A 24013-nucleotide genomic window follows, 5' to 3' on the forward strand; every position below is an offset into this window, starting at 1 on the left:
CGTGGCGTACCCCGGTGTTGATCAAGCGGCGAAACTCGAACTGGCGAGACTGGTCGGCGAACTCGCCGTCGTGCACGGCAAGGTGACCCTGTCCTCGGGCAAGGAGGCCGACTACTACATCGACCTCCGGCGCGCGACGCTCCATCACGCGGCCGCCCCGCTCATCGGGAAGCTGCTCCGCCAGCTCACGCACGACTGGGATTACGTCGCCGCCGGTGGCCTGACCCTCGGCGCGGACCCGGTGGCGCTGGCGATGCTGCACTCCGCGGCGACCGACGGCGTCGTACTCGACGCGTTCGTCGTCCGGAAGGCCGTCAAGGAACACGGCATGCAGCGCCGGATCGAAGGCGTCGAGGTGCTGGGGCAGCGCGTGCTGGCCGTCGAGGACACCTCGACTACCGGCGGCAGCGTGCTCACCGCCGTCGAGGCGCTGCGCGAGGCCGGAGCGAACGTGGTCGGCGTCGCGACCGTCGTCGACAGGGACACCGGAGCGCGCGAGGCCATCGAGAAGGAAGGCCTCGAATACCGTTACATTCTGAACAAGGACGATCTCGGTCTGTCCTGACCGCCTGAGGATGTTCGGTTGCTTTCGGGCACGTCTTTCAGCTCCGCCCACTGTTCCTGAGTAAAGCGTCCCGAACGGGGCATCCTCCGTGTGAACGGAGGATGCCCCGTTTTTCGTGAGCGTTTCTCAATCGGAGAGGGGTAACGTCGCTGGTAGGGGTGTGAAAGGGGGCATGAGGTGGCGGGTTTCCTGGCGAACGTGACAGTCGCGGTGCATATTTTCGCGCTGTTGTTCATCGGATTCGGTGGTTTTCTCGCGTGGCGGTGGCCGAAGGTGATCTTCGTGCATGTGTTCTTCGCCGCATGGGGAGTCCTCGTCAACGTCTTCCCGTGGCCCTGCCCGCTGACGGCGGCGGAGAACTACTTCCGGCACCAGCAGGGCCTCGGCGACCTGCCCGGCGGCTTCAACGCCTATTACCTGTACGACACCGTGTTCCCGCGCTCGTCGCTGCCGGTCGTCGTGGTGATCGGGATGGCGACGGTGATCATCTCCTACATCGGCGCGTACCAGCGCTGGCGTCACCGCCACCACGACGGGGACGCACCGGCGCACCGCGTCAGCATGGGCTGAGTGACAATCCTCGGGTGAACTCGGAAGAAGCCGGTCCCACCGAATGGGTGGCGAAGGAAGAGGTCGGCGTCGGTCCGTGGGAGGGCGAGTGGCCTTCGGACGAGCGCTACGACCCCGAACTCCTGGCCAACGGCGACCGCCGCAACGTCGTCGACCCGTACCGGTACTGGCGGCGCGAGGCCATCGTGTCCGATGTGGACAGCCGTCGGCACCCGTTCCACGTGGCGATCGAGAACTTCCAGCACGACCACAACATCGGCACCGTGGTCCGGACGGCGAACGCGTTCGCCGCGGCCGCGGTGCACATCGTCGGGCGGCGGCGCTGGAACCGGCGCGGCGCCATGGTGACCGACCGTTACCAGCACCTTCTCCACCATGAGGACGTCGACGGGCTGCTGACCTTCGCCGCGACGGAAGGGCTCGCCGTGGTCGCCGTCGACAACACCCCCGGCTCGCAACCCGTCGAGACGGCCGAGCTGCCGCGCGAGTGTGTCCTGCTGTTCGGCCAGGAAGGCCCGGGTCTGTCGGCCGAGGCGCAGAAGACGGCGGCGCTGGTCGTCTCGATCGCGCAGTTCGGCACGACCCGCTCGATCAACGCCGGCGTGGCCGCCGGGATCGTCATGCACGCCTGGATCCGGCAGCACGCCGACCTGTCCCAGGCCTGGTGACCCCCGCGATTAGTCACCTACTTGCGGCCGACCGCTCGCTTCATCGCCCCGGAACGCCCGCAAGTAGGTGACTAATCGCGGGGGACGGGGGCGACCTCCACCGGGATCCCGTTCAGCACGGCGTTCCCGGACGGGACGTCGAGCAGGGTCTCATCGGCGACCAGGTTCGAGTTGACCCCGGCGTGCGCGGCCGCGACCCGCGTTCGCGTTCCTTCGAGGTCATGGCCCCAGCCGTGCGGCATGCTCACCACGCCGGGCCGGACGTCGGCCGTGACCTCCACCGGCGCTTCGAGTTTCCCCGCCCGCGACGTCACCGCCGCGAGCCCGCCGTCGGTCAGCCCGAGGCGGGAGGCGTCGTCCGGGTGGACCTGGACGGTGCACCGGTTCCCGCCGCGCACCAGCGGCGTCAGGTTGTGCATCCACGAGTTGTTCGAGCTCAGGTGCCGCCGTCCGATCAGCAGCAGCCCGCCGTCCGGCGCCTTGTCCAGCTCCGCGCGCAGGCGGGGGATGTCCTTCGTGATCGCATCCGGCGCCAGCTCGACCTTCCCGCTCGCGGTGGCGAGCGCCTCCGGCAGCCGGGGTTTCAGCGCGCCGAGGTCGATGCCGTGCGGGGCCGCTTCGAGGTCGGCCAGGCTCAGCCCGTACGGTCCGCCGCGCAGCATCAGGTCGATCATCCGCTCCGGTCCCGTGCGGCCTTCGGCGAGCGCCAGGTCGACGCCGGTGCGCCGCGCCGTCTCGCCCGCGACCATCGTGTCGAACGCGGCGACGTCGACGTCCGGGCCCTGGCCGGCGGCGATCCCCGCCAGCCGCAGCAGGGTCACCCACTCCTGCGGCAGGTCGGTTTCCAGCGGCTGTGGTGTCCAGTTCGCGACGTTGCGCACGGCGAGCGCGTACAGCGCGACGTCGTAGTGCGGCCGCTCCAGCGGTGACGGCCCGGGCAGGATGACGTCGGCGTGCCGCGTGGTCTCGTTGAGGTACACGTCCAGCGAGACCATGAAGTCCAGCTGCCGCAACGCTTCCGTGAGCCGCGCTGAGTTCGGCGTGCTCAGCGCGGGGTTGCCGCTGATGGTCACCAGCGCCCGCACCTGGCCTTCGCCGGGCGTCTCGATCTCGTCCGCGAGCGTGGCCACCGGCAGCTCGCCGAGCACCTCGGGATACCCGCGCACCCGGCTCGTCCAGCGGCCGCTGGTGAACGGCGAGGACCGGCGCGGCCGCCAGAGGGCGGGCAGCGGGAACATCACGCCGCCTTCGCGGTCGAGGTTGCCGGTGAGCGTGTTGACGACGTCGACCAGCCAGCTCGCGACGGTGCCGAACGACTGCGTCGTCGTCCCCATCCGGCCGTACACCGCGGCGCGCCCGGCGTCCGCGAGTTCGAGCGCGATACGGCGGATCTCGGCGGCGTCGATCCCGGTCGCGGGCGCGACCGCCTCCGGGGTGAACGGCTCCGCGAGCACGCGAACCTCGTCGACACCGTCGACGTGCTCTCCCGGAGTGACCCGGTTCTCCGCGAACAGGACGTTGACCAGCGCGAACAGGAACAACGCGTCGGTGCCCGGCCGGATCGCGTGGTGCTCGTCGGCGAGCTGCGCGGTCCGGGTGCGGCGCGGATCGAGGACGACGATCTTGCCGCCACGCTGCTGGATCCCGCGCAGCTTCCCGCGGGTGTCCGGGGCGGTCATCAGGCTTCCGTTGGACACCAACGGGTTCGCGCCCAGGATGAGGAGGTGCTCGGTGCGGTCGAGGTCGGCGACGGGAATGGTCTGCGGGTCGCCGAAGAGGTAGCCGGAGGAGAAGTGTTTCGGCATCTGGTCGACCGTGGTCGCGGTGTAGAAGTTCCTGGTGCCCAAGGCTTTGAAGAACACGCGGCCGTAGAGCACCAGCGCCGCGTTGTGCACCGTCGGGTTCCCGGAGTAGACGGCGACGGCGTTCTTGCCGTGCTCGTCGATGATCGGCCGGAGCCGCCGGTCGATTTCGGCGAACGCCTCGTCCCAGGGGACCTCGACGAACTCACCGTCGCGTTTCACCAGGGGCGCGGTGAGCCTGTCCGGGTCATGGTGCAGCGCGCCGAGCGAAGCGCCCTTCGGGCAGATGTAGCCCCGCGAGAAGACATCCTCGCGGTCACCCTGCACCCGGGTGACCAGGCTCTTCTCGTCGATCGTCACCTCCAGCCCACAGGTGGCTTCGCAGAGCGGGCAGGTCACGTGCGCCGTGGTCATGCAGCACCTCGCGGGTTCGGGAGTCCTCCCAACATACTGAGCGGTATGTCACCGGGCAAGGGATGATGGCGCGATGACTGCTCTCGCCGACCGGGCCGCGATCGCCGAGCGCGCGATCCGCGACCGGCATCTGCGCCGCGTGTGGGGGCTGCCCGGGACAGTGCTCGGCAGCAGTGGCTGGCCGCCGTCGGCGGGACAACGCGTCCACTGGCATTGGAACTATTGGTGGCAGGCGCATCTACTGGACACCCTCGTCGACGCCCAGCTGCGGGACCCGTCGCCCGACCGGCTGAAACTGATCGACCGGTTCGTGCGGTCCGTGCGGCTGCGCAACTTCGGCAAGTGGATCAACGACTACTACGACGACATCGCCTGGCTCGGCCTCGCGCTGCAACGCGTCGGGCATCTCGGGCTGGACGTCCGCGGCGGGCTGGAAGCGATCAGTTCGCGGCTGCGCGAAGGCTGGACCGACGACGCGGGCGGCGGGATCTGGTGGCGCGCCGGCGACGATTTCAAGAACGCCCCCGCGAACGGCCCGGCCGCGATCTTCCACGCCCGCGAAGGCGCCACGCAGCACGCTCACGGGTTGACCGACTGGATGACCGAGCGGCTCGTCGACCCGGATTCCGGACTGGTGTGGGACGGCCTGCGGGTCGGCAGCGGTGAACTGGTCAAGCATGTTTTCACGTATTGCCAAGGGGTTTACCTCGGCGCCTGCCTTGAACTGTCTGAAATGGACAGAGTGGGGCGCACGATCGCGGCTGTCGCGGAACACGTCGCGCCGAACGGGGTGATCCGTGGCCAGGAAGGCGGCGACGGCGGTCTGTTCGCCGGGATCCTCGCTCGCTACCTGGCGCTCGCGGCGCCGCTGTTGCCGAGCGGGGTGGCGCGCGACCTGGTCATCCGGTCGGCTGACGCCTGCTGGTCCGGTGCCACCGAGACACCGCATGGGCTGCTCTTCAGCGCCGACTGGGCGACTCCGGCGCCTTCGCTCCCCCTCGCGGGTGACGCGCCCGAACGCGACCTGTCCGTTCAGGTGAGCGCGTGGATGCTGCTCGAAGCCGCGGCCACCCTGGACCACCGACCCCGCAATTAGTCACCTACTTGCGACACTCGGTCGAGCGTCACGTCCTGGGACCGTCGCAAGTAGGTGACTAATCGCGGGGTTACCAGACGTCGCCCGAACGCCAGTCGCAGGTGATCTCCCCGTCCAGGTCCAGGGTGACCCCCACCGGCAGGACATGGATCGACCCGTCGTCCTCCTTCGTCACCTCGATACCCGAAGGTGTCATGGCCGACGAAGTACCGCGCCACAGCAGCCAGCCCCGCGACGCGTAGAACTCCAGTGCGTCTTCGGACGCCGACAGCGCCCCGAGGTCGTACGCCTTCCGCAGCACCCGCTCCAGCGCGTCCATCATCGCGGCGCCGTGCCCGCGCCGCCGGTGGTCCGACCGGACGGCGACCGCCTCGACATAACCCGTGCGGAGGACCCGTCCGTCGTGCACGAGCCGCCGCTGCACCAGCGACGCGTGCCCGATCAGTTCGCCGCTCTCCCACACCAGCGTGTGCATGCCGCCGAGCGCGTTCTCCCAGTCGTGGTCGCTGAAATCACCGTCGAAGGCGTCGTCCAGCAGAGCGCGTGCCGCCCTCAGCACGCCTGCTTCGAGGTCGGCGGTGTGCACGGTCCACAGGTCGGTCATTCCGCCATCTTCACCCGGCGGCGGCGTTCTGACCAGCGAGTTGTGACTCAGCAGCCGCACGACTGACGGTGTATGAAGCGTGGGGCGAGCCGTACGGATTCGGGCCGTCGCTCAGGGTCGGTGATCCGGGCCAGCAGGAGTTCGACGGCCTTGCGCCCGATCTCCTCGATCGGCTGCGCCATCGTGGTGACCGCCGGGGTCACCTGTCCCGCCCACTCCATGTCGCCGTAGCCGACGATCGCGAGATCCCGCCCGATCCGGATGCCGAGCCGGTGCGCCTCGTACTGGACGCCGATCATCATCGCCTCGCTCGCCACCACGAGCGCGGTCGGCGAGGGCCAGCTGTCGAGCAGTTTCGCCGTCGCGGCGGCGGCCCCGCCCGGGGTCGACTGCCCGCACGCGACCAGCTGCGACGTCCACCGGAGGCCGGAGCGGCCGAGGCCGAGCCGGTAGCCCAGCGCCCGCTCCTCGTAGGTGGTCATGTCCTCTTCGCCCGAGATGAAGCCGATCTTGCGGTGCCGCAGCCCGGCGAGGTGCCGCACGAGCGCGCATACGGCCTGGATGTTCTCGGAGCCGACCTGGTCGACGTCGTTGCGGCCGGCCATCCGGTCGACGAGCACGGTCGGCACGCCCATCCGGACCAGTCCGTTGATCACCGCTTCGTCGCCGGCCGCCGGGACGAGCAGGACACCGTCGACGCGGTCCGCGCGCAGCGCTCGGATGACCGCGGCTTCTTCGGCGACGCTGTCGCCGGTGTCGGCGAGGGTGATCTCACAGCCGTGACGGCGGGCGGCGCGGCGGATGGCGCGGACGAGTTCACCCGAATACGGGTTCGCGTGCATCGCCATGGCCACCCCGAACCGGTGGGTGACAGGGGTGTCCTCCCACAGGGGTAACGCCGGGGACAGTGCGGTCATCGCTCCACGCCTTCATTCGAGCTTGAATGACGGTAACGGCTGACGGAGCGTCGCTCGGCGGCGAGACCGGAAAGTCTCCCAACAATCATCAATGTGAGTGAACGAGAGCGCATCCGCAGGACGCGCGATGGCGGAGCGTAGGCGGAATCCGCATCGTCTGGGCCTTGCGTGCCGGATCGTTGATCCGGGCCAGCAGCAGGCGTACCGCCTGTGTGCCTATCTCCTCGATCGGCTGCGCCATCGTGGTCAGCGGCGGATCGACCAGATCGGCCCATTCGACGTCGTCGTAGACCACCACGGGGAGGTCGACGCCGGCCCGCAGCCCGCGCCGCCGCAACTCGTGCAGCACCCCGACCATCATGGTGTCGTTGGCGACCACCAGCGCCGTCGGCGACTCCGGCAGCGCGAGCAGCGTGCTCAGCGCGAGCGCCCCGCCCGCCTGTGAGGACTGCCCGCACGCGACCAGGTCCTCCGACCAGGTCAAACCCGAGCGGCCGAGCCCCAGCCGATAGCCGAGTATCCGCTCTTCGCTGGTGCTCAGCCCGGCGGTGCCGCTGATCATGCCGATCCGCTGATGCCCGAGCGACGCCAGATGCGCGGTCAGCGCGGACGTCGATTGGATGTTCTCGGCGCCGACCTGATCGACGTCGGTGCGGGTGGACAGCCGGTCGATGAGCACGGTCGGGACGTCGAGCGAGACGAGCTCGCCGATCACCGAACCGTCGCCCGGCGACGGCGTGATCAGCAGCCCGTCGACCCGGCGCGAACGCAGGGTCCGCACGGTCTCACGCTCGGTGTCGACGGTGTCGTGGGTGTCCGCGAGCAAGACCGTGTACCCGGCCAGCGCGGCTTCGCGTTCGATCGCCTGGATGAGGACGGCGAAATACGGGTTCGCGATGAGGGAGATCGCGACGCCGATCGACCTCGTCCCGCCGGTCACCAGCGAGCGGGCGATGGCGTCGCCGGTGTAGCCGGTCTGCTCGATCGCGCGGAGGACCGCCAGTTTGGTCTCCTCGGCCACCGCCCGCGTCCCGTTGACCACGTGTGACACGGTGGTGATCGAGACTCCCGCGAGCTCGGCGATGTCGCGTTGGGTGGGGCGGGACGAGCGAGACGGCGGCATCAACGTTCCTCGGTGAAGTCAGCTGGCAAGCGTTTGCGCAAACGCTTGCGACAGAGCATAACCCTGTCTACCTTCCGGTCCATCACGGACAGCCTTGATCGGAGGGCATCCCCCATGAGACAACGCAGTCTCGCCGCGCTCGCCATGGCCGCCGCACTCGCGGTGACCTCGGCCGGGTGCACCGTCGAACGCCACTGGGGTGGCGGTTCGAACGCGGGCGGCGGTGGCAAGGCCAAGGTCGGCCTGGTCACCAAGACCGACACCAACCCCTACTTCGTGGAACTGAGAGCGGCCGCCAAGGCCGCCGCCGAGGCGAACGGCGCGGAGTTCAGCGCGCTCGCCGGACAGTTCGACGGCGACAACGACGGCCAGGTCAGGGCCATCGAGAACCTCATGCAGCAGGGCGCGAACACCATCCTGATCACGCCGAGTTCCTCGACCGGCGTCCTCGACGCCATCGACCGCGCCCGCAAGGCCGGGGTGCTGGTCATCGCGCTCGACACGGCGACCGAACCGGACACCGCCGTCGACGCCACCTTCGCCACGGACAATTTCGAGGCCGGACGTCAGCAGGGCGCGTACGTCAAGGCCGCGCTGGCGGGCAAGCCGCCGAAGCTGTTCATGGTGGACGGCACCGCTGGATCCACAGTGGACACCCAGCGGCACACCGGGTTCCTCAAGGGCATCGGGCTGACCGACGCGTCGCCGGAGATCAAGGGCAAGACACCCGCGAACGGCGACCAGAGCCTGGCGCAGCAGGGCGTCGAGAACCTGCTGCAGCGCACCACCGACATCAACGCCGTCTACACGATGAACGAGCCGATGGGCCGCGGCACCTACGCCGCACTCCAAGCCCGCGGCCTGGTGAACCGGATCGTGATGGGCTCGATCGACGGCGGCTGCGAAGGCGTCAAGAACGTGCGCGACGGCCAGTACGCCGCCACGGTCATGCAGTTCCCCAAGAAGATGGCCGAGCAGGGCGTCCTCGCCGCCGTCGAATACGCCAAGACCGGCAAGAAGCCGAGCGGGTTCGTCGACACCGGGTCCGCGGTGATCACCGACAAGCCGATCCCCGGCGTGGAAAGCCAGGACACCAAGTGGGGCCTCGAGAACTGCTGGGGGACGAAGTGACGACCGCAACCCTGAAAGGCAACGAACGCCCGTCCATCGGTGAGTTCTTCCTCCGTGCGCCCGCGGTCGGGCCCGCGCTGGCGCTGCTCGTCGCGATCGTGGTGTTCTCCCTCTCGACGGACACCTTCCTCGATCTCGACAACCTTTCCCTTGTGGTGCAACAGTCCCTGGTGGTCGGCACGCTCGCCCTCGGGCAGACGCTGATCATCCTGACCGCGGGTATCGACCTGGCCAACGCGGCCGCGATGGTGCTCGCGACGCTGATCATGGCGAAGCTCGTGGTCGGCGGCGTCTCCGGGATCTGGGCGCTGCTGCTGGGAATCGTGGCGACGGTGGTGATCGGGATGGTCACCGGTTCGCTGGTCACCCGGATCAAACTGCCGCCGTTCATCGTCACGCTCGGCCTGCTGACCGTGCTCACCGCGGCCGCGAAACTGTTCGCGAGCGGCCAGGCCGTCCCGGTCGCCGACGAACTGCTCAAATGGCTCGGCACCCGCCGGTACCTCTTCGGCGGCATCCCGATCACCTACGGCATGACGCTGGCCTTGCTGATGTACCTGGGACTTTGGTACGCGCTCACGCGAACTCCGTGGGGCAAGCACGTCTACGCGGTCGGCAACGCGCCGGAATCCGCGCGGCTGTCCGGGATCAAGGTCAACCGCACGATCCTTTCGGTGTACATCGTCGCCGGGGTGATCGTCGGCATCGCCGCCTGGCAGGCGCTCGGCCGCGTGCCGAACGCCGACCCGAACGCCTTCCAGCTCGGCAACCTCGACTCGATCACCGCGGTGGTGCTCGGCGGCGCGAGCCTGTTCGGCGGCCGGGGTTCCGTACTCGGCACGATGATGGGCGCGCTGGTCGTCGCGGTCCTGCGGTCCGGGCTGACCCAGCTCGGCGTCGACGCGCTCTACCAGGACGTCGCCACCGGTGCCCTGCTCATCGGCGCTGTCTGCGTCGACCGTTTCGCGAGGAGGCGGCAGTCATGACGACACCCACGTTGTCCGCGCAGGGCCTGGTCAAGCGCTATGGCCGGGTCACCGCCATCGACGGTGCCGACTTCGAACTGTTCCCCGGCGAGGTGCTCGCCGTCGTCGGCGACAACGGCGCCGGGAAGTCGAGCCTCATCAAGGCTCTTTCGGGGGCGGTGATCCCGGATTCCGGTGAGATCAAAGTGGACGGTGAGACCGTCCACTTCAAGTCCCCTTTGGACGCTCGCCACTACGGGATCGAGACGGTGTACCAGGATCTCGCCGTCGCGCCCGCGCTCGACATCGCGTCGAACATGTTCCTCGGCCGCGAAAAGCGGCGTAAGGACCTCTTCGGGCAGTTGTTCAGGAAGCTGGACACCGCGACCATGAGGGCCGACGCGCAGCGGATCCTCGACGAACTCGGCATCAACATCAAGTCCATCACGCAACCGGTGGAGACGTTGTCCGGCGGGCAGCGCCAAGGTGTCGCGGTCGCGCGGGCGGCCGCGTTCGGCACCAAGGCGGTGATCATGGACGAGCCCACCGCCGCGCTCGGCGTCGCCGAATCCGGCAAGGTCCTGGACCTGATCAACCGGATCCGCGAGCGTGGCCTCCCGGTGGTGCTGATCAGCCACAACATGCCGCACGTGTTCGACATCGCCGACCGCATCCACGTGCACCGCCTCGGTAAGCGGGTCGCGGTGGTCTCGCCGAAGACGCACACCATGAACCAGGTCGTCGGCCTGCTCACGGGTGCGCTGAAGATCGGTGAGAACGGCGAGGTCGAAGAGGTCGCTTCGGCCGTCCACACGGGACTGAGCTGATGGCATCTCAGCGGGAAAAAGTACTTCGATGCTAGTGCGAGTGCTGCTGGCGGGCCTGTGCACCGTCGACCAGGTTCAGCGCGTCGCCGAAATCCCGGCGCCGGGCGAAAAGGTGCGTTCGCTGTCGATGGACGTCGCCGCCGGGGGGCCGGCGACGAACGCGGCGGTGACCGTGGCCGCGCTCGGCGCCGAGGCGACGCTCCTGACGGTCGCCGGTGCGCACCCGCTGGCGGTACTCGCCCGCGTGGACCTTGAAGCGCACGGCGTCGACCTGGTCGACCTCGATCCCGGACGGCCCGATCCGCCCGCGATCAGCGCCATCGTCGTCCGTGACTCCGATGGCGAGCGCACCGTCGTCTCGCGCAACGCCCACGCCTCCCCGCAATTCGTCACCTACTTGCGATCCTTGCGCACGCGACTATCGCAAGCAGGTGACGAAATGCCCGGGTGCGTGCTCCTCGACGGGCACCATCCGGAGGTGGCACTGGAGGTCGCGCGCTGGGCGAAGGAGCGCGCGATACCGGTGGTGCTCGACGCCGGGAGCTGGAAGCCGGTCTTCCCTGAACTCTTGCCGCTGGTCGACATCGCCGCGTGCTCGTCGCTGTATCGCGGGGACGACCCGCGCGAGTACGGCGTCCGCGTGGTGATCACGACGGCCGGACCCGAACCCGTCCGCTGGTCGACCGCGGACGGATCCGGCGCCGTCCCGGTCCCCGTCACCCAGGCGCGTGACACGCTGGGCGCGGGCGACGTCTGGCACGGGGCTTTCGCGTACGCGGTCGCCAGGGGCGAAGGGGACGTCCCCGGCTGGATCGCGTTCGCCAACGAGGTGGCCGCCGAACGGGTGCGGCACGAAGGACCGAGGTCGTGGACGGCCGCGGTCGCGAAGATGGGAGAAGGATGACTGCCATGCCTCCGGTGTTCGAGGACCTGTTGAACAGGGCGCAGGCGCTGGCGAAGCCGGGACAGCGCAGCGTGCTCGGGATCGTCGGCGCCCCCGCGTCCGGCAAGACGACACTCGCCTGGGGCCTCGCGAAGGCACTGGGCACGAGGGCGGCTGTCGTCGGAATGGACGGCTTCCACCTGGCGCAGGTGGAGTTGCAGCGTCTCGGGCGGGTGGAGCGCAAGGGCGCGCCGGACACCTTCGACGCGGCGGGGTACGTGCACTTGCTGCGCAGGCTCGCCGAGGGCCGCGAGACGGTCTACGCGCCCGAGTTCCGCCGGGAGATCGAGGAGCCGATCGCCGGCGCCGTCGCGGTCACGCCGGACGTCCCGCTGGTCATCACCGAGGGGAACTACCTGCTCATGCAGGACGACCCGTGGAGCGGCGTGAAGCCGATCCTCGCCGAGTCGTGGTTCCTCGCGCCGGACGAGCCCGAGCGCATCGAGCGGCTCGTCTCACGGCACCGCCGCTACGGTCGTTCGCTGGTCGACGCACGCCGTCGCGCCCTCGGATCCGACCAGCGCAACGCCGATCTGATCGCGTCCACCAGCGGCCGGGCCGACCTGGTCCTCGAGAACCTCCCGCTGGTTAACTTCGCCATATGAGTGGTGTTCTCGTCGTCACCGGCGGCAGTAAGGGCATCGGCGCGGCGGTCTGCGAACTGGCCGCCGCGCGCGGTTACGACGTCGTCGTCAACTACGCGGGTGACGCCGAAGCGGCCGAAGACGTCGCCTCGCGCGTCCGGAAGCACGGCGTCCGGGCGATCACCCGGCGCGGTGACGTCGCGTCCGAAGAAGACGTGGTGGCCCTGTTCGACGCCGCCGTCGAGCTCGGCCCGCTCGCCGGGCTGGTCGCGAACGCGGCCATCACCGGCAACACCCCCGGCCGGTTCGACGAATACGACGTCGACGTCGTCCGTCGTGTCGTCGATGTCAACATCACGGGTGTCTTCCTGTGCGTCCGCGAGGGCATCCGCCGGATGTCCACCCGGTACGGCGGTGAGGGCGGCTCGATCGTGACGCTGTCCTCCACTGCCGCGCGGACCGGCTCGCCCGGCGAATGGGTCCACTACGCGGGCACCAAGGCCGCGGTCGAAACGATGACCTACGGCGTTGCGCAAGAAGTGGCAAAAGAATCCGTCCGGGTGAACGCCGTCGCACCAGGGATGATCCACACCGGACTGCACGCCGCGGCGGGATTGCCCGATCGGATGGAGCGGATCGCGCCGACCATCCCGATGGGGCGGGCCGGCGAACCCGGCGAAGTCGCGGAAGCCGTGCTGTGGCTGCTTTCCCCGGCCGCGTCGTACACCACCGGGACGGTGCTGACCGTCGGCGGAGGACGTTGACACCCGGGGCCACGGAGCGGTCACGGGGCGATATCGGCTCCGCGTGCGGTTCAGCCACTTTTTAACACTGTTTCCCGGCGGATATCACGATTCATGTGGGAAGTCGGCGGATCACCTCGTGGCCAGAGGCGCCTGTGTCACCCTGGTTGCGCCCCCAAGCTCTTGATCAGGACGGTCATCCCCGATGTCCAAGCTCATGTCTGTGCACCACCTGGCACTCACCGTGACCGACGTGGACCGGAGCGTGCCCTGGTACGCCCGAGTGCTCGAACTCGAGGAGTTCACGCGTCGTGAAGACCCCGAAACGGGTCTGCGGAAGGTTGTGCTGAGGTCGCCCAGCGAGGGTTTCGCGGTGGTACTCGTCGAGCACCAGGACACCGAGCGGCCGCGTTTCGACGAACGACGCACAGGTCTGGACCACGTGGCGTTCAAGGTCTCATCGCGCTCGGAGCTGGCCGAATGGGAAGCGCGGCTTTCGGAATACGGCGTCGTCTACACGCCGTCGAAGGGCTCTCGGACCTTGGAAGGCTCGTCGGTCATCGTGTTCCGTGACCCCGACGGGATCCAGCTGGAGATCTGGGCGGACCCCGAGGTTTAGGCGGTGCTCTCCTCGGTCTCTTCGGCGGGCCGCCGCATCTCCTGGCGGTAGCGGATCACGCCGTAGGCCGTGCCCACCACGAAGAACGCGACGCTCACCCAGAGCGCGACCGTCTTCACCCACGGAAGCTGGTCCAGCAGACCGGCACCGTAGTAGCCGAGCAGCACCAGCGTCGGCACCCAGAGCAGCCCGCCGAGCGCGGTCGCGAGTGCGAACCGGCGCGGATCCATCCGCGCGGTCCCGGCGATGAGCGGCGCGAGCGTGCGGATCCACGGGATCCAGCGCGCGGCGACGATGGCGAAGAAACCCTTGCGATCCAGGAACGCCCTGGCGCGGTCCAGGTTGTGCCGGTTCAGCACCTTGCCGCCGCGGCGCGCGATCAGTTTCGTGCCCGTCGACCGCCCGATGTAATACCCCACCTGGTTGCCGAGGATCGCGACCAGCAGCGCTGCGGCCGACAGCAGCCACGCGTTCAGGTCGGAGCCGTGCTGCGCGAGGACGACCCCGGCGGCGAACAGCAGGGAGTCGCCGGGCAGGAAAAGGCCGATGATCAGCGCGCACTCCACGAAGATGAAGCTCAGCACGATCACCCAGACGAGCACCGGCCCGGCGGTGTCGAGCCAGCTCACGCCGATGCCCGCGGCCTCGGTGTACACCTCAGTCACGACGCGAGCCTACGTGTACTTCGCGAACCGCATGCGGCCGAACCGTGGAATCGGGGTGTCCGAAAGGTCCGGTCGTGCGCCCCACCTGCGCGATGAAGGGGCCTTTCCTCGCGAATTTCGCGAGGAAAGGCCCCTTCATCGCAAGCCGGACTAGTGCTCGACAAGCTCGTCGAGCGCCTGGTCGTAGCTCAGCCGGACGTCATGTTCGGCCTGGTCACCGCCCAGCAGCTCCACCCGGCTGGTCGCCGGCGGATACCCGCTGGCGATCACCGTGTAAGTCCCGGCGGGCAGGTCGCTGACCGTGTAGTTGCCCTCCGCGTCGGTCCTCGCCACGGCGGCGACGCCACCCGAGGAATCGAGCACGGTGATCCGCGCGTCCGGCACCACGCGGTCGCCGTCGGTGCGGGCGACCCCGCTCAGCAGGATCGTGCTGACCAGTTCGAAGTCGTGGCGCAGCACCCCGGCTCCGGTGGCGGTCAGTGTCGCCGCGACCGGCCGGAACCAGCGGCCGCTGGCGACGAGCGTGTAGCGCCCGCCCACGATGCCGGCGAACGAGTAGACGCCGTTCTCGTTCGTGTGCGTCCTGGCCACCTGATTGCCGTTGTGGTCGATCAGGGTCAGCGCCGCACCCGCGACGTTCGTCGCGTCGTCCCGGCGGACGTGCCCGCTGATCTGCGCGGATCCCGCCCGGTACGCCCCGTTCCCGTTGGTCATCGCGTGCTTCCCGGCCTCGACGGGCGCGGTCACGACCGTCTTCTCCGACGCCGTCTCGACAGGTGCGTCGTCCTCTTCGAGGAGTGCTTCGCCGCCTTCGAGAGCCGAAGCCGCCGAAGGAGCCGAGCCGCCGAGAAGCGGGATCTCCTTCATGAACATCAGGACCAGCGTCGCCAGCAGCGCGACCGCGCCCGCCACGTAGAACACCGTGGTGATCGACTCGGTGAAGCCGATCAGGACCGGCGTCTTGATGGCCTCGGGCAGGTTCGCGATACCGCTCGTGTTCGTGGTGAGGTCGCCCAGCGCCGCGGCGCCTTCACCGGTCGGCGCGTTGCCGCCGAACGCCTTGGTGATATTGCCCGGCAGGACGTTGAACAGGATGGTCAGGAACACCGCGACACCCGCGGTACCCCCGATCTGCCGGAAGAACGTCGCCGAAGCGGTCGAGACGCCCATGTCGCTGCGCGGGCCCGCGTTCTGCACCGCGATGATCAGCGTCTGCATGCAGGCACCGAGGCCGAGCCCGATGATCGCGGCCGCGACCAGCGGGTGCCACAGCGCGCTGTTGTACTCGACCTGCGCGAAGAAGAACGCGCCCGCCGCGATCAGCAGCGTGCCGACCACCGGGAACACCTTGTAGCGGCCGGTCTTGCTGGTGATCTGGCCCGAGATGATCGAACCGCTCATGATGCCCGCCATCAGCGGGATCATCAGGAGGCCCGACTCGGTCGGCGAGAACTCCTGCACCACCTGCATGTACTGCGGGATCATCATGATCGCGCCGAACATCGCGACACCGACGATGACACCGCCGATGATCGCCACCGTGAAGGTCGAGTTCTTGAACAGCCGCAGCGGGATCAGTGCCGCGTCCTTCATCAGCTTCTCGATGAAGATGAAGGCGACCACGCCGATGGCGCCGATGACGTAGCAGATGATCGCGTTCTGAGAGCCCCAGCCCCACTTGTTGCCCTGCTCGGCGACGATCAGGAACGGGACGACGGCGACGATGAGCGCCAGCCCGCCCCACCAGTCGATCTTGTGGTCGTGGCGCTGGTGCGGCACGTTGAGCACGCGGGCGACGACGAACAGCGCGACGATCGCGATCGGCACGTTGATCAGGAAGACCCAGCGCCAGCCGTCGATCTGGTAACCGAAGACGGTGCCGAGCGTGTCGAAATCGGCGAAGAACCCGCCGAGCACCGGGCCGAGCACGGTGGAGATACCGAACACGGCGAGGAAGTAACCCTGGTAGCGGGCACGTTCCCGCGGCGGCACGATGTCGCCCATGATCGTCATCGCCAGCGACATCAGACCGCCGGCGCCGAGGCCCTGGATCGCGCGGAACGCGGCCAGCTCGTACATCGACGTCGCGAACGCCGAGGCGACCGAGCCGATCAGGAAGATCGAGATCGCGGCGATGTAGAACGGCTTGCGCCCGTAGATGTCGGACAGCTTGCCGTAGATCGGCGTGACGATCGTCGAGGTGATCAGGTAGGCCGTGGTGATCCAGGCCTGCAGGTCGAACCCGTTGAGGTCATTCGCGATCCGGACGATCGAGGTGCCCACGATCGTCTGGTCGAGTGCCGCCAGGAACATACCCGACATCAGGCCGATCAGGATCGTGACGATCTGACGGTGACTGAGCCGGGGACCGTCTTCGTGGACGGCTGGCGGACTTTCTACTGCGGAACTCATTGCTTCAGGCCCCCTTGGCCTTCGACGCCGACGCGGGGTCGGCGAACTGTGGAGATGTTTTCTCGATGTCGTCGTTCAACCGGTGGAACAGCGAGTTGAGGGTCTTCCGGTCGTCGTCGGACCAGTCACCGAGTACCTCGGCGAGCCACTGGTTCCGCTGCTTCCGGTTCTCCTCGAACACCCGGAGTCCTTCGGCGGTCGGTGCGAGCAGGCAGGCGCGGCCGTCTTCGGGATCGGCTAGGCGCTCGACCAGCCCGTGCTGGACGAGAGAGCTCGACTGCCTGCTGATGGTCGAGATCTCGGAGTGCAGGAACTCGGCGAGTTTGCTGGTCCGCTGGGGGCCGACGTGGATGAGGCAGAAGAGGATCGCGTACGCGGCCCGCTCGATCCCGTCCGGGCCCTGCTTGGACACCTGGGACTTCGCCCGGTTGACCAGGCGCACGAGCCGCACGAGCTCGTGCCCGAGGGTGTCGGCCAGATCGAGGTCGGCCTTCGACCTGGTGCCGGGTGTCGTGGGTGCCATGGTGATCTCTCTCGCCGGTTGCTTGGTCACTGCAACTAGTTGCAGTGACCAAGGATGTTCCTCTCAAAGATGCTTCGCAAGGAGAAAGTGACGTTGTGTGTCGGATGACACTTTAGTTGCCGCATGCAAGCACATTTATTCGTGCATGTTTGTCCGGTTCGCCCTGAGCTGCACTTTTGCTTTGATGGAGGCATGACCGACTCCGCGCTCTACGCCATCCTCGCCGCCCGAAACTTCGGCACCCTCGCCACCGTCAAGCGGGACGGCAGGCCACAGCTGTCGACCGTCAACTACCTCTACGACGCGGACGCCGGCGCCATCCTGATCTCGATCACCGCGCCCCGCGCCAAGACCAAGAACCTCCAGCGCGACCCGCGGGCGACGTTCCACGTGTCGACCGAGAGCGGCGACGGCTACGTCGTCGTCGAAGGCCCGGCGGTGCTCACGCCGACCGCCGCTTCGCGCGACGACGCGACCGTCGACGCGCTGGTGGACCACTACCGGCGGGCCCGGGGCGAACATCCGGACTGGGACGAGTTCCGTGACGCCATGGTCGCCGACCAGCGCGTTCTGCTGACCATCCCGATCGAGCGCGTCTACGGCCTCTCCCGCAATTAGTCACCTACTTGCGGTGGGACTGCGCGCGCGAGGGTGGGTCGTTCATCGCAAGTAGGTGACTACTTGCGCTGGATGCGGGCCTTGATCTCGTCGATCCGGTCGAGCAGGGGGCTCGCGTCGTCCCGGCCGAGCGCCGCCCGCAGGTAGAGGCCGTCGCCCACCAGGATGATCAGTTCGGCGGCCAGCGGGTCGTCGACGTGCTCGCTGATCAGGTCGTGGAGCTTCTGGTTGTAAACCTGGACGACCTCGGCGACCCGCGGTTCGTTGAGCATGATCCGGATCGTCGCCATGGTCGTGCGGTGCAGCGCCTTGCGCTGGGTGACGTCGGTGATGGCGGTCCGCAGATACCAGGAGACGACGCCTTCGGGCGCCTTCCGTGCCTCTTCGAGATCCGCTTCCGACAATGTGGCGAGGCGCTCCATCAGGCCGTCCACCAGGGCTTCTTTCGAGCCGAAGTGGTAGAGCAGGCCGCCCTTCGAGACGCCCGCGTGCGCGGCGACGGCGTCGAGGGTGACCCCGCCGGGGCCTTGCTCGATGAGGATCTCCTCGTACGAGTCGAGGATGCGTTCCTTCGCGGTGGGCTTCGCCATATCAGTTGACTATACCGTCTGGACGGTTTACCTTCGAACGAGGCGGTAACTGTACCGTCCAGACGGTTTAGCTAAAGGAGAGTGCGCCATGGCGAGGCGCAAGCAGTGGTGGGCGCTGGCGGTACTGGTACTTCCGGTGCTGCTGATCAGCGTGGACATGACGGTGCTCGGGTTCGCGCTGCCGTTCCTGTCCGAGGATCTGGCGCCCACCGGTGCGGAGCAGTTGTGGATCGTCGACATCTACTCGTTCATGCTGGCCGGTCTGCTGGTCCTGATGGGCACGCTCGGTGACCGCATCGGCCGTCGCAAGCTGTTGCTCATGGGCGCCGCGGCGTTCGGCGCGGCGTCGGTGCTCGCGGCCTTCTCGACCAGCGCGTTCATGCTGATCATCGCCAGGGCGCTGCTCGGCGTGGGTGGCGCGACGCTGATGCCGTCGACGCTGTCGCTGATCCGCAGCATCTTCGTCGACGCCAAACAGCGCCGGACCGCGATCGCCGTGTGGAGTGCCGGGTTCTCCGGCGGGATGGCGCTCGGGCCGGTGCTCGGCGGCTGGCTGCTGGAGCACTTCTGGTGGGGTTCGGTCTTCCTCATCAACGTCCCGGTGATGGTCGTGCTGCTGATCGTCGGACCGTTCGTGCTGCCGGAGGCGCGTGACCCGAAGCCGGGCCGCTTCGACCCGCTGTCGGCGCTGCTGTCGCTGGCCGCGATGCTGCCGGTGGTCTACGGCATCAAGCTGGTCGCCGAACACGGCTTCACCTGGAAGGCCGCGGTCAGCGTCGTGCTCGGGCTCGCGCTCGGTGTCGTGTTCGTCCGCAGGCAGAACAGCCTCGACGAGCCGATGCTCGACCTGAAGCTGTTCTCGAACCGGGCCTTCAGCGGCTCCGTCGTGACGAACATGCTCGGCGTGTTCGCCATGGTCGGCCTGCTGTTCCTGGTGCCGCAGTACCTGCAGCTGGTGCTCGGGCTGACCCCCGTCGTCGCCGCGCTGTGGATGCTCCCGGCGACGGTCGCCGGTATCGCCGGCGCGCTCCTCGCGGCCTGGCTGGCGAAGCGGATCCGGGTTTCGCTGCTGGTCAGCGGCGGTCTCCTGGTCGCGGCGGTCGGCTTCCTGGCGCTGACCCAGGTGTCGTCCGGCGGCGGGCTCGCGTACGTCGTGGTGTCGTTCACGCTGCTCGGCGGTGGTGTCGCCCTCTCGGAGACGTTGACGAACGACCTGGTCATCTCGGCCGCTCCGGCCGAACGCGCCGGGGCCGCTTCGGCGATCTCCGAGACCGGGTTCGAGCTGGGCGGTGCGCTCGGCACGGCCATCCTCGGCAGTGTCGCGACCGCGGTCTACCGCTCCGGCCTGCCGGAGGGGACGGCCGAAGCCGCCCGGGACACGCTGGGCGGCGCGGTCGCGACGGCGCAGCAACTCGACCCTGCCGCGGGACAGGCCCTTCTGGAGTCGGCTCGTGAAGCCTTCACGCAGGGGGTGCACGTTACCGCATGGGCGGGTGTGGCCGTGCTCGTCTATACAGGTGTTCAGGCCTTCATTCTGCTCGATCGGAAAAAAATTTCCGCAGTGCGGATCTAATCGAGCTTACGATGGGGGTATGAGCAACCATGCCCTGGTCACCCGGCTCCGCGAGCGTCTCGGCGACGCCGCGGTGCTCACCGACACCGACGTCACGGACGCCTACTCGCGCGACATGATGCCGCTGGCCGACAGCGGCAAACCCCTCGCGGTGGTGTTGCCGTCCGATGTGGAGGGTGTGCAGGCCGTGGTCAAGGCCTGTGCGGAGTTCGAGGTGCCGATCGTGCCCCGCGGCGCCGGCAGTGGCCTGTCCGGCGCCGCGAACGCGATCGACGGCTGTGTCGTGCTGGTGCTGACCAAACTCGACAAGATCGTCGAGATCGACGAAGGCAACCGGCTCGCCGTCGTGCAGCCCGGCGTGGTGAACCTCGATTTCCGCAACGCGGTGGAGAAGCACGGCCTCTTCTACCCACCGGACCCGTCCAGCTACGACTGGTGCACCATCGGCGGGAACCTCTCCACCAACGCCGGTGGGCTGTGTTGTGTGAAGTACGGCGTCACCACGGATTCCGTGCTGGGACTGGAAGTCGTGCTCGCCGACGGCTCGGTGCTGAAGACCGGGCGCCGTACGGTGAAGGGCGTCGCGGGCTACGACCTCGCGCGGCTCTTCGTCGGCAGTGAGGGCACGCTCGGCGTGATCACACAGGCGACCGTCGCGCTGAAACCGTTGCCGCAGCTGCCCGCCACCCTCGTCGCCGCCTTCAACAGCACGGAGGCCGCGGGCGAGGCCGTCGCGCGAGTCGTGCGTGAGGGACTGGTGCCGTCGCTCATGGAGATCATGGACGCGACCTCCATCAAGGCGGCCGAGGCCTACCTCAAGACCGACCTCGGCACGAGCTCGGACTGCAAAGCCTTGCTGCTCGCGCAATCCGACTCCGGCGGCGAGGTCGCCCGCCGGGAACTCGCGGCGCTGGAACAGATCTGTGTCGACTGCGGTGCGGATCTCGCCTACGCCACCGAGGATCTCGAAGAGGGCAAGATGCTGCTGCAGGCGCGGCGGGTCGTGCTCACCGCGCTGGAGATGTACGGCGTCTGGCTGACCGACGACGTCTGCGTGCCGCGCACGCGGATCGCCGAACTGATCGCCGGCTGCGAGCGGATCAGCGAAGAGGTCGGGCTGCGGATCGCCGTCGTCGGCCACGCCGGTGACGGCAACATGCATCCGACGATCGTCTACGCGCCCGACTCGGAGGAGGAGTTCGCCCGCGCGCGGACGGCCTTCGACGCGATCCTCGACGTGGCCCTGTCGCTGGGCGGGACGGTCACCGGTGAGCACGGAATCGGCCGGATCAAACGCGAGTGGCTCGCCAAGGAGATCGGCGAGGTCGGCATCCAGGTGCACCGGCAGATCAAGCGGGCACTGGACCCGGGGAACCTCTTCAACCCGGGCTCGATGTTCTCCCTTTGAAGCTGACGTTGCGAAAGCCACTTTCGCGACCTGCCTCATGCGACGCCGGACTGCGGGAATCGTCTGTTGGCGGACGGGTGAAGCGTCCGCCGACAGTTGGTTGTCGGCCGCTCCCGCCGAAGTACATGAAGGCCCCCTTCCTTGCGCCTAACGCAAGGAAGGGGGCCTTCATGTACTTCGCGTAGGGGTCAGTCGCGCACGCGCGGGATCTGCTGCGTGATGTCCTCGGCGGTGTCGGCGACCAGGCCGGTCGCGGTGTTCGCGTGCTTCTTCTCGCGCCGCGACTTCAGGTACTCGATCACGATCGGCACCACGGACACCAGCACGATCAGGATGAAGATCGCGTCGATGTTGTCTCGGATGAACGGGATGTCGCCCAGCAGGTGGCCGAGCGCGGTGATCCCAGCGGCCCACAGGATTCCGCCGATGACTGTGTAGGTGAAGTACTTCTTCGGGTCCATCTTGCCGATACCGGCGATCCAGGTGATGAACGTCCGCACGAACGGCACGAACCGCGCCAGCACGACCGCCTTCGGCCCGTGCTTCTCCAGGAAGGCGTGGGTCTGGTCCACGTACTTTTTGTTGAAGAACTTCGAATCCGGCTTGCGGAATAGCCAGGGGCCGATCTTCCAGCCGAGGCCGTAGCCGAGCATGTTGCCGAGCAGGGCGGCGATGGTGACAAGTACGCAGACCAGCCACAGCGGGGCTTGGATCTTGTCCCCGGCGATGAGTAGGCCCGCGGTGAACAGCAGCGAGTCACCGGGCAGCACCGGGAAGATGCTGCTCTCGATGAAGATGATCAAGCAGAGGATGGTGATGACCGGGACGGTCAGCCCGTCGAGCAGGTGGATCGGGTCCAGCCACTCCGGCAGGAGGCCCATCGTCGTCACGTTGTTCTGCGCCAGGATCACACCAAAACGGTACAGGGTGACGCTGAGTGCCCTGACTCGGCGGGAGAGGGCGGCTCAGATCAGTGTGAGCAGCCCGATCACCGAGCCGGCGGCGAGCCCCAGCAGGACAGCCAGCAGCAACACCCAGTACGCGGGCAGAGGCGGGCTGCTCGGCGAAGGTGCCGGAGGCGGCGCCGGACGCTCCGCCAACCTGGCCGTCTCCGCGTCCTCCAGTGCGACGCGCTCCCGTTCGAGCGAGTCGGCGCTGGCGCCCGAAAGCAGTCCATACTGAAGCGGCAGCTCGTGTTCTCCAGGAGCTCCAGAGTTACTCTCAGTGTCCGTTTCGCCCGGTTTGTCCGTGGTCGACTCGGAAGCCCGCTCCGCCGAAGGCGCGAAGACGGCTTGAGCGCGCAAGGCGTCGGCTAGAAGCTTCTCCGGGTCCTTGGGCTCGCTCATCCAGGACTCCTTTCGCCGCTACCCGTCGCTGACCGATACACCGCCTTCGACCGCCCCGCTCAGCGGGGCCGTGGCGCTCAATGTAGCCGCAGCGTCGTCCTTGACCCACTCGCCCTGACGAAGCACCTTGACCGGCCGGAGGTCACGGTCGAGCACGACGACGTCGGCCGCGAGCCCGGCGCGCAGCGAGCCGGTCCGGTCGGCGATGCCGAGCAGTTCGGCGGGGCGGCCGGAGGTCGCGCGGACGGCGTCGAGCAGGTCGATGCCCGCGCCGCGGACCATGTTGCGGAAGGCCGCGTCCATGGTCAGCGTGCTGCCCGCCAGCGAACCGTTGCCCGCCAGGGTGGCGACACCGTCACGGACGTCGACTTCGAGGCGGCCGAGGATGTAGCTGCCGTCGGCGGCGTCGGTGGCCGACATGGCGTCGGTGATGAGCACCGTCCGGCCCTTGCCCGCGTGGTGCGCGGCCAGCCGCAGCACGGTCGGGTGCACGTGGACGAGGTCGCAGATCAGCTCGACGGTGATGCGCTCGTCGTCGAGGAGCGCGCCGATCGGGCCCGGTTCGCGGTGGTGGAGAGGCCGCATGGCGTTGAAGAGGTGGGTCGCGACGGAGGCGCCCGCGTCGATCGCGGGGATGATCTGGTCCTCGACGCCGTCGGTGTGCCCGATGGCGGCGATGACGCCCGATTCGGCCAGTTGCCGGACCGCCTTGATCCCGCCGTGCAGTTCGGGGGCGAGGGTGACCATCCGGATGTCACCGCGGCCGGCGCCGAGCAGCGCGTTGACCGTCGCCGTGTCCGGCTCGATCAGCGTCGCCGGGTCGTGCGCTCCGCATCGCGCCTTCGAGATGAAGGGTCCTTCAAGGTGAATTCCGGCAAGTTCACCCTCTTGGACCAGCTCACGCAGGGCCGCGATCTGGTCCCTGAGCACCGGGATGGGATCCGAGACCAGACTGCCGAGCATGGTCGTGGTGCCGTGCCGCCGATGCGCGCGGACCGCGCGGAGCAGCTCCTCGGGGTTCGAACTGGAAAACGATCCGCCCCCACCGCCGTGGCAGTGGGTGTCGACGAAGCCGGGCACGACCAGGCATCCGTCGACGTCGACGCGATCGATGTCCGGGGGTGCCCCGGAACCGACTTGGACGATCTTGCCGGCGGCGATAGCCAGCCAGCCGTCGTCGAGTACACGGTCCGGGGCGACGACCCGGCCGCCCACGATCACGAAATCTCCGGCGCCTCTCACGCCCCCCAGCATATATTGGTCTGGACCAAGCATGGCGGCACAACCCAGCGCTCGAGATTAAGGCC

The 24013-nt window shown here is 68.3% G+C and carries 25 protein-coding genes; 14 read left to right on the top strand and 11 right to left on the bottom strand.

The window, feature by feature from the left end:
- The first annotated feature begins 1 nt into the window (after position 1).
- The 3 genes from pyrE to BLW75_RS25670 all read left to right on the top strand — a co-directional run bounded on the left by pyrE (position 2) and on the right by BLW75_RS25670 (position 1803).
- Complete coding sequence (gene pyrE / locus BLW75_RS25660; protein WP_016338130.1) at positions 2–565, top strand: orotate phosphoribosyltransferase; 564 nt, start codon at positions 2–4, stop codon at positions 563–565.
- A gap of 177 nt (positions 566–742) precedes the next feature.
- Positions 743–1135, top strand: a complete 393-nt coding sequence (locus tag BLW75_RS25665; protein ID WP_034312379.1) for a DUF2784 domain-containing protein — start codon at positions 743–745, stop codon at positions 1133–1135.
- Between the two features lie 14 nt (positions 1136–1149).
- Complete coding sequence (locus tag BLW75_RS25670; protein ID WP_034312382.1) at positions 1150–1803, top strand: TrmH family RNA methyltransferase; 654 nt, start codon at positions 1150–1152, stop codon at positions 1801–1803.
- Positions 1804–1874: 71 nt separating this feature from the next.
- Here BLW75_RS25670 and BLW75_RS25675 read toward each other — a convergent pair whose 3' ends face one another.
- Positions 1875–4019, bottom strand: a complete 2145-nt coding sequence (locus BLW75_RS25675) for a molybdopterin oxidoreductase family protein (RefSeq protein ID WP_034312385.1) — start codon at positions 4017–4019, stop codon at positions 1875–1877.
- 73 nt (positions 4020–4092) lie between these two features.
- Between BLW75_RS25675 and BLW75_RS25680 the strand changes: the two genes are divergently transcribed.
- Positions 4093–5115, top strand: coding sequence for a glycoside hydrolase family 76 protein (locus BLW75_RS25680; protein ID WP_034312387.1), 1023 nt, complete (start codon positions 4093–4095; stop codon positions 5113–5115).
- A gap of 70 nt (positions 5116–5185) precedes the next feature.
- Here BLW75_RS25680 and BLW75_RS25685 read toward each other — a convergent pair whose 3' ends face one another.
- The 3 genes from BLW75_RS25685 to BLW75_RS25695 form a co-directional block, all read right to left on the bottom strand.
- Positions 5186–5719 (bottom strand): GNAT family N-acetyltransferase, encoded by a 534-nt coding sequence (locus BLW75_RS25685; protein WP_034312389.1) that lies wholly within the window; start codon positions 5717–5719, stop codon positions 5186–5188.
- A 47-nt stretch (positions 5720–5766) separates the two neighbouring features.
- A complete protein-coding gene (locus BLW75_RS25690) occupies positions 5767–6636 on the bottom strand; it encodes a LacI family DNA-binding transcriptional regulator (protein ID WP_034312391.1) in 870 nt (289 codons plus the stop codon).
- A gap of 88 nt (positions 6637–6724) precedes the next feature.
- Positions 6725–7759, bottom strand: a complete 1035-nt coding sequence (locus BLW75_RS25695; RefSeq protein ID WP_034312394.1) for a LacI family DNA-binding transcriptional regulator — start codon at positions 7757–7759, stop codon at positions 6725–6727.
- Between the two features lie 114 nt (positions 7760–7873).
- Here BLW75_RS25695 and BLW75_RS25700 point away from each other — a divergent pair, with 114 nt between their 5' ends.
- The 7 genes from BLW75_RS25700 to BLW75_RS25730 all read left to right on the top strand — a co-directional run bounded on the left by BLW75_RS25700 (position 7874) and on the right by BLW75_RS25730 (position 13571).
- Positions 7874–8890 carry a substrate-binding domain-containing protein gene (locus BLW75_RS25700; protein WP_034312396.1) on the top strand — a complete coding sequence of 339 codons (1017 nt, stop codon included), beginning with the start codon at positions 7874–7876 and terminating at the stop codon, positions 8888–8890.
- On the top strand, positions 8887–9876 hold the full coding sequence (locus BLW75_RS25705) for an ABC transporter permease (protein ID WP_034312398.1): 990 nt from the start codon (positions 8887–8889) through the stop codon (positions 9874–9876). Before BLW75_RS25700 ends, BLW75_RS25705 begins: the two co-directional genes overlap by 4 nt.
- Positions 9873–10682: an ATP-binding cassette domain-containing protein gene (locus tag BLW75_RS25710; RefSeq protein WP_034312401.1), complete on the top strand. Its 810-nt coding sequence runs from the start codon at positions 9873–9875 to the stop codon at positions 10680–10682. Before BLW75_RS25705 ends, BLW75_RS25710 begins: the two co-directional genes overlap by 4 nt.
- 28 nt (positions 10683–10710) lie before the next feature.
- Positions 10711–11586, top strand: coding sequence for a PfkB family carbohydrate kinase (locus BLW75_RS25715; protein ID WP_241783614.1), 876 nt, complete (start codon positions 10711–10713; stop codon positions 11584–11586).
- Positions 11583–12230, top strand: a complete 648-nt coding sequence (locus BLW75_RS25720; protein WP_034312404.1) for a nucleoside/nucleotide kinase family protein — start codon at positions 11583–11585, stop codon at positions 12228–12230. Before BLW75_RS25715 ends, BLW75_RS25720 begins: the two co-directional genes overlap by 4 nt.
- Complete coding sequence (locus tag BLW75_RS25725) at positions 12227–12973, top strand: SDR family oxidoreductase (RefSeq protein WP_034312407.1); 747 nt, start codon at positions 12227–12229, stop codon at positions 12971–12973. The genes BLW75_RS25720 and BLW75_RS25725 overlap by 4 nt, the downstream gene beginning before the upstream one ends.
- Positions 12974–13157: 184 nt before the next feature.
- Positions 13158–13571 carry a VOC family protein gene (locus BLW75_RS25730; RefSeq protein WP_034312409.1) on the top strand — a complete coding sequence of 138 codons (414 nt, stop codon included), beginning with the start codon at positions 13158–13160 and terminating at the stop codon, positions 13569–13571.
- On the opposite strand, the gene BLW75_RS25735 is transcribed toward BLW75_RS25730, so the two are convergent.
- The 3 genes from BLW75_RS25735 to BLW75_RS25745 form a co-directional block, all read right to left on the bottom strand.
- A complete protein-coding gene (locus BLW75_RS25735; RefSeq protein WP_034312411.1) occupies positions 13568–14236 on the bottom strand; it encodes a DedA family protein in 669 nt (222 codons plus the stop codon). The genes BLW75_RS25730 and BLW75_RS25735 overlap by 4 nt on opposite strands.
- Positions 14237–14386: 150 nt before the next feature.
- The gene (locus BLW75_RS25740; RefSeq protein WP_034312414.1) at positions 14387–16648 is read right to left on the bottom strand and encodes an MFS transporter; all 2262 of its coding nucleotides are present in this window, start codon (positions 16646–16648) and stop codon (positions 14387–14389) included.
- A gap of 4 nt (positions 16649–16652) precedes the next feature.
- The gene (locus tag BLW75_RS25745; RefSeq protein ID WP_034312650.1) at positions 16653–17171 is read right to left on the bottom strand and encodes a MarR family winged helix-turn-helix transcriptional regulator; all 519 of its coding nucleotides are present in this window, start codon (positions 17169–17171) and stop codon (positions 16653–16655) included.
- A gap of 192 nt (positions 17172–17363) precedes the next feature.
- Here BLW75_RS25745 and BLW75_RS25750 point away from each other — a divergent pair, with 192 nt between their 5' ends.
- Complete coding sequence (locus tag BLW75_RS25750; RefSeq protein WP_034312416.1) at positions 17364–17789, top strand: PPOX class F420-dependent oxidoreductase; 426 nt, start codon at positions 17364–17366, stop codon at positions 17787–17789.
- 59 nt (positions 17790–17848) lie between these two features.
- Here BLW75_RS25750 and BLW75_RS25755 read toward each other — a convergent pair whose 3' ends face one another.
- Positions 17849–18379 (bottom strand): TetR/AcrR family transcriptional regulator, encoded by a 531-nt coding sequence (locus BLW75_RS25755; RefSeq protein ID WP_034312419.1) that lies wholly within the window; start codon positions 18377–18379, stop codon positions 17849–17851.
- Between the two features lie 88 nt (positions 18380–18467).
- Here BLW75_RS25755 and BLW75_RS25760 point away from each other — a divergent pair, with 88 nt between their 5' ends.
- Together BLW75_RS25760 and BLW75_RS25765 are read left to right on the top strand one after the other, a co-directional pair.
- On the top strand, positions 18468–19952 hold the full coding sequence (locus tag BLW75_RS25760; RefSeq protein WP_034312421.1) for an MFS transporter: 1485 nt from the start codon (positions 18468–18470) through the stop codon (positions 19950–19952).
- 19 nt (positions 19953–19971) lie between these two features.
- On the top strand, positions 19972–21360 hold the full coding sequence (locus BLW75_RS25765; protein ID WP_034312423.1) for an FAD-binding oxidoreductase: 1389 nt from the start codon (positions 19972–19974) through the stop codon (positions 21358–21360).
- Positions 21361–21548: 188 nt separating this feature from the next.
- Here the strand turns inward: BLW75_RS25765 and BLW75_RS25770 are convergent, their stop codons facing one another.
- The 3 genes from BLW75_RS25770 to nagA are packed head-to-tail and all read right to left on the bottom strand — an operon-like array spanning position 21549 to position 23927.
- Entirely contained in the window at positions 21549–22271 is a 723-nt protein-coding gene (locus BLW75_RS25770) for a DedA family protein (RefSeq protein ID WP_034312425.1), read from the bottom strand.
- A gap of 54 nt (positions 22272–22325) precedes the next feature.
- A complete protein-coding gene (locus tag BLW75_RS25775) occupies positions 22326–22706 on the bottom strand; it encodes a hypothetical protein (RefSeq protein WP_034312427.1) in 381 nt (126 codons plus the stop codon).
- Positions 22707–22724: 18 nt separating this feature from the next.
- Complete coding sequence (nagA, locus tag BLW75_RS25780; RefSeq protein ID WP_034312429.1) at positions 22725–23927, bottom strand: N-acetylglucosamine-6-phosphate deacetylase; 1203 nt, start codon at positions 23925–23927, stop codon at positions 22725–22727.
- Positions 23928–24013 lie beyond the last annotated feature (86 nt).

This window comes from Amycolatopsis lurida, assembly GCF_900105055.1.
In the GTDB taxonomy this organism is placed as follows: domain Bacteria; phylum Actinomycetota; class Actinomycetes; order Mycobacteriales; family Pseudonocardiaceae; genus Amycolatopsis; species Amycolatopsis lurida.

Coding starts and splice junctions, on each gene's coding strand:
- BLW75_RS25675 (WP_034312385.1), bottom strand. CDS start 4,019: ATGACCACGGCGCACGTGACCTGCCCGCTCTGCGAAGCCACCTGTGGG.
- BLW75_RS25680 (WP_034312387.1), top strand. CDS start 4,093: ATGACTGCTCTCGCCGACCGGGCCGCGATCGCCGAGCGCGCGATCCGC.
- BLW75_RS25685 (WP_034312389.1), bottom strand. CDS start 5,719: ATGACCGACCTGTGGACCGTGCACACCGCCGACCTCGAAGCAGGCGTG.
- BLW75_RS25690 (WP_034312391.1), bottom strand. CDS start 6,636: ATGACCGCACTGTCCCCGGCGTTACCCCTGTGGGAGGACACCCCTGTC.
- BLW75_RS25695 (WP_034312394.1), bottom strand. CDS start 7,759: ATGCCGCCGTCTCGCTCGTCCCGCCCCACCCAACGCGACATCGCCGAG.
- BLW75_RS25700 (WP_034312396.1), top strand. CDS start 7,874: ATGAGACAACGCAGTCTCGCCGCGCTCGCCATGGCCGCCGCACTCGCG.
- BLW75_RS25710 (WP_034312401.1), top strand. CDS start 9,873: ATGACGACACCCACGTTGTCCGCGCAGGGCCTGGTCAAGCGCTATGGC.
- BLW75_RS25715 (WP_241783614.1), top strand. CDS start 10,711: ATGCTAGTGCGAGTGCTGCTGGCGGGCCTGTGCACCGTCGACCAGGTT.
- BLW75_RS25720 (WP_034312404.1), top strand. CDS start 11,583: ATGACTGCCATGCCTCCGGTGTTCGAGGACCTGTTGAACAGGGCGCAG.
- BLW75_RS25725 (WP_034312407.1), top strand. CDS start 12,227: ATGAGTGGTGTTCTCGTCGTCACCGGCGGCAGTAAGGGCATCGGCGCG.
- BLW75_RS25730 (WP_034312409.1), top strand. CDS start 13,158: ATGTCCAAGCTCATGTCTGTGCACCACCTGGCACTCACCGTGACCGAC.
- BLW75_RS25740 (WP_034312414.1), bottom strand. CDS start 16,648: ATGAGTTCCGCAGTAGAAAGTCCGCCAGCCGTCCACGAAGACGGTCCC.
- BLW75_RS25745 (WP_034312650.1), bottom strand. CDS start 17,171: ATGGCACCCACGACACCCGGCACCAGGTCGAAGGCCGACCTCGATCTG.
- BLW75_RS25750 (WP_034312416.1), top strand. CDS start 17,364: ATGACCGACTCCGCGCTCTACGCCATCCTCGCCGCCCGAAACTTCGGC.
- BLW75_RS25755 (WP_034312419.1), bottom strand. CDS start 18,379: ATGGCGAAGCCCACCGCGAAGGAACGCATCCTCGACTCGTACGAGGAG.
- BLW75_RS25760 (WP_034312421.1), top strand. CDS start 18,468: ATGGCGAGGCGCAAGCAGTGGTGGGCGCTGGCGGTACTGGTACTTCCG.
- BLW75_RS25765 (WP_034312423.1), top strand. CDS start 19,972: ATGAGCAACCATGCCCTGGTCACCCGGCTCCGCGAGCGTCTCGGCGAC.
- BLW75_RS25775 (WP_034312427.1), bottom strand. CDS start 22,706: ATGAGCGAGCCCAAGGACCCGGAGAAGCTTCTAGCCGACGCCTTGCGC.